Raw genomic sequence first — 255 nt, forward strand, 5'->3', positions numbered from 1 at the left:
TGTGGGTCAGGCCACTCTTGGCATCGACACCAATGTGGGCCTTCATGCCAAAGTGCCACTGATTGCCTTTCTTGGTCTGATGCATCTCCGGATCGCGTTGCTGCTCTTTGTTCTTGGTCGAGCTGGGTGCCTCAATGATGGTGGCATCGACCAAGGTGCCTTGAGTCATCATGACGCCTGCTTCGGCCAGCCAGCGATTGATGGTCTTGAACAATTGGCGGGCCAGTTGATGCTGCTCCAGCAGGTGGCGGAAAT

Annotated in this window: 1 protein-coding gene; it reads right to left on the minus strand. The window is 55.7% G+C overall.

Annotated elements, in window-relative coordinates:
• A partial coding sequence (locus ACLHZ1_RS20830; RefSeq protein WP_427263567.1) for a transposase occupies window positions 1-255 on the minus strand: 255 nt, incomplete at both ends.

The organism is Aeromonas sobria (assembly GCF_050266975.1).
In the GTDB taxonomy this organism is placed as follows: Bacteria; Pseudomonadota; Gammaproteobacteria; order Enterobacterales; family Aeromonadaceae; genus Aeromonas; species Aeromonas sobria_B.